Below are 3,870 nucleotides of genomic sequence, written 5' to 3'. Positions count from 1 at the left end.
TGGGGCCAGAACAAGAGCTGCTCAAAATCGTACGCTAAGGTCGAACGGAGGATGAACCTTCGTCGCGAACCCGCATGATGGTCTGCCGGCTCGTTGCGAATTTCCTGGCAGTGGCCGAAATGCTCATCCCTGTCTCTAGGTCGTCGCGAACGTCCTGTTTTTGCTTGTCGCTCAGCGTCGCGGGGCGGCCGAGGGCTTTCCCTTCCGATTTGGCGCGCTTGAGGCCAGATTGTGTCCGCTCGATCAGCAAATCCCGTTCGAACTGTGCGACAGCATTGAGCACGTTCATGGTCATCATGCCGGCCGAACTGGTGAGATCGGCTCCACCAAGCGCAAGGCAATAGACGCGCACCCCCATTTCGGCCAACGTCTTGACCGTGGTGCTGACGTCGATCGCGTTGCGGCCGAGGCGATCGAGTTTGGTGACGATCAAAACATCGCCGGACTCCAGCTTGTCCAGGAGCCGGGAGAAACCACGGCGCTGCACGATGGCGGTGCTGCCGGACACCGTCTCGGTAACGATCCGATGCTGCTCGACCTGAAAGCCAGCCGCTTCGATCTCCTGAATCTGGTTCTCGGTGGTCTGCCCTGTCGTGGAGACGCGGACATAGGCGAAGGTGCGTGGCATGGGGCTGTTTTCGTCCGAATAGACTGTCCGAAATATCACGCCTGTTCAGAAATATGTCAAGGTAATTTGTGGACAGGGCATTTTTCCCCTGTACGGAATCGTCCGTTTCTGGACAGAGGGTTGGTGCGCCGACGCTCACGTGCAAGGAGCAAAAGATGGCCCGACGGACACTCCTCAGGGCTCAGGATAGACCGGAGCTTTTCGACATCCCGACCGATGAGGACAGCCTCATCCGTCATTATTCTCTCGCGCCAGCCGATCGGCTTGAAATCGCGCTTCGTAGGCGCAAGCACAACCAGCTTGGTTTTGCGGTTCAACTTTGCCTTATGCGCTATCCGGGCCGGCCACTCATGCCGAACGAGATCCCTCCAGCCGCGATGCTCAATTATGTCGCCGAGCAGATCAATGCCGATCCCAGGCAATTTGATCTCTACGCCCGCCGTGAGGAAACCCGTCGCGATCATATTGGACGCTTGCTGCGTTATCTGGATCTGAGGAGCGCATCCCTGCGGGATCGACGCGAGGCTCTGGTGGCGGCGATCGAAACAGCCTCGGCGACAGATAAAGGGATGCCGATTGCGAAAGCGATTATCGCCTCGTTCCGGGAGCGCCGGGTGCTACTGCCGGCCGCGAACATGATCGAGCGCATGGGATTGGCCGCTCGGGCCATTGCCCGTCGTCGCGCCGAGAACACCCTGATCGCGGACCTTGATCCGGAAAAGCTGCAAATGCTGGACAGGTTGCTGGAAGTCGACGTGGCGATCGGCCAGACGCGCTTCCACTGGCTGCGTTCAGCTCCGGACGCACCAGGAGCGACGAATCTCGTCGGATTGACCGAGCGCATCGCGTTCCTGCGTACACTCGGGATCGACCCGCGCCTGCAGGCCCGAATCCCCACGGGACGGTGGGATCAGATGGTCCGCGAGGGTGACGCCACGCCGGCTTGGCTCGCCAGCGACTTCAACGCCAGCCGCCGGCGTGCGACAATCGTCGCGCAGATCATCAAGCTCGGCCAGAAGCTCACTGACGATGCCGTGTTGATGTTCATCAAGCTGATGGGCCGGCTGTTTTCCCAGGTCAACAATCGGAAAAAGCAGCGTCATATGAGCGTCCGCCTGGAGACGTCGAAGGCATTGCGATTGTTCCTCGACACGATCGAGGCCCTGCAGGTGGCCAACGATACCGATGCAGATCTCATGCGGACGCTGGATCGGCGCGTCGGATGGCATCGGTTGCTTCAGGTCAAACCCGGGCTCGAGGCTATGGTGGAGCGCAGCGATGTGTCTCCCTTGGCGATGGCGGCAGAGCAGCATGCCACCGTTCGAAAATATGCCGGCGCGTTCCTCCAGACCTTTGCCTTCCACTCGCAGCGGCATCACGATCCTCTGCTTGCCGCGATCGCGACCCTGAAACGACTCTACATGGAGGGGCGGCGTGTATTGCCCGATCGCGTTCCGGTGTCGCATCTGACAAAATCGGAACGCGAACTGGTCTTTGACGGTGGAAAGCCGGATCGGCGGCTTTACGAGATTGCGACGCTCACTCATTTGCGGGATCGGTTGCGCTCGGGAGACGTCTGGGTCGAAGGCAGCCGCTCGTTCCGGCCGGTAGACGAACATCTCATGCCGAAGCCCGCCTTCGTTGCCCTGAAGCAGGAAGACAGGCTCGGCCTCGGCGTCCAAGATGACGGCGCAGCCTGGCTCTCCGAAGTCCGGGAAATGATGGACTTCAACCTGCAGCGTCTGGCCTGGCGGGCTCGCTATGGCAAGCTCGACAGCGTGAGGCTGGAGGCCGGCACCCTGATCGTGACGCCGCACGCGAGCGATATTCCTGCCGCGGCCGAGGCCCTCAATGCCGAAATCAGCGACATGTATCCCCTGGTCGAGGTGCCCGACCTGCTGCGGGAGGTGCATGAATGGACCGGTTTTGCCGACCAGTTCACCCATGTACGGACGGGAGATGCACCACCGAACATCGCCGCTATGCTGGCCGGCGTGCTCGCCGACGGCACGAATCTCGGCCCGAAGCGCATGGCGGGGGCGTCGAAAGGCATCAGCGCCCATCAAATCGGCTGGATGCGCAGCTTCCATGCCCGCTCCGAAACCTACCGGGCCGCGCAGGCTTGTGTGACCGATGCGCATACGCGCCATCCGCACTCGCGGCTCTGGGGAGACGGAACTACGGCGTCATCCGATGGACAATTCTTTCGGGCCAGCGACCGGGCCGCCCGGCTCAGCGACGTCAATCTGCACTATGGCAGCGAACCGGGATCGAAATTCTACAGCGGGCTCTCCGACCAATACGGCTACTACAGCATCCTGCCGATCAGCCCGACCGAGAGCGAAGCCGTCTATGTGCTCGATGGCCTGTTCGACCACGACACAATTTTGGAGATCGAGGAACTCTTCACCGACACCGGCGGCGCCAGCGACCATGTCTTCGCGCTGTTCGCCTTGGTCGGCAAACGCTTCGCGCCCCGGCTGCGCAACATCAAGGACCGGAAGTTCCACACCTTCGAGAAGGCCGATGCCTATCCGGCGCTGGCCAACCATATTGGCGTGCCGATCAACACCGCGCTCATCCTCGAGCATTGGGACGATCTTTTACGCCTGGCCGCCTCGATCACGACGCGTACCACAGCGCCGTCGACGATCCTCAAAAGGTTGTCCGCCTCATCGAAATCGAGCGATCTGGCCAAAGCGCTCCGCGAACTCGGCCGCATCGAGCGCACCCTGTTCATGATCGAATGGTATTCGAGTCCGGCATTGCGCCGGCGCTGCCAGGCCGGTCTCAACAAGGGAGAAGCAGCCCACAAGCTCAAGCGCGCCGTCTTCTTCCACGAGCGTGGCGAAATCCGTGATCGGTCCTACGACAGTCAGGCCTTCCGGGCGTCGGGACTCAATCTGGTGGTCAGCGCCATCGTCCACTGGAACACCGTCTATCTCAGCCGGGCGACAGCCCATCTGCGCCAGCAGGGTCGCAACATTCCCGACGAACTGCTCAAGCATGTCTCGCCGCTCGGCTGGGAGCACATCAATCTCACAGGCATCTATTCCTGGGACACCGAGCAGCAGATGACCGAGGGCTTCAGACCCCTGCGACTTCCCGCCAGAATCCTCCGGGCTGCATGACGTTCATTGTACGTTCGACCTTATACCAAGACCCTTGGCCTCTGACTCATAAGGGGTTTCGTCAGCGGCGCAGACATGATTCAGTTCGCAAATCGGAGGAGATTTGTGATG

At 60.9% G+C, this 3,870-nt stretch carries 2 protein-coding genes; one reads left to right on the top strand and one right to left on the bottom strand.

All coding sequences use genetic code 11. The features are described 5' to 3' along the window. Nucleotides 1–34 precede the first annotated feature (34 nt). A complete protein-coding gene (locus IE243_RS22250) occupies nt 35–628 on the bottom strand; it encodes a recombinase family protein (protein WP_191321483.1) in 594 nt (197 codons plus the stop codon). 155 nt (nt 629–783) lie between these two features. Here IE243_RS22250 and IE243_RS22245 point away from each other — a divergent pair, with 155 nt between their 5' ends. After that, complete coding sequence (locus IE243_RS22245) at nt 784–3,759, top strand: Tn3 family transposase (RefSeq protein ID WP_191321482.1); 2,976 nt, start codon at nt 784–786, stop codon at nt 3,757–3,759. Nucleotides 3,760–3,870: the final 111 nt, after the last annotated feature.

This window comes from Camelimonas fluminis (assembly GCF_014656355.1).
GTDB classification, from domain to species: domain Bacteria; phylum Pseudomonadota; class Alphaproteobacteria; order Rhizobiales; family Beijerinckiaceae; genus Camelimonas; species Camelimonas fluminis.
Note: the sequence above shows the minus strand (reverse complement) of the source record. Positions and strands in the feature narration are given on the sequence as shown.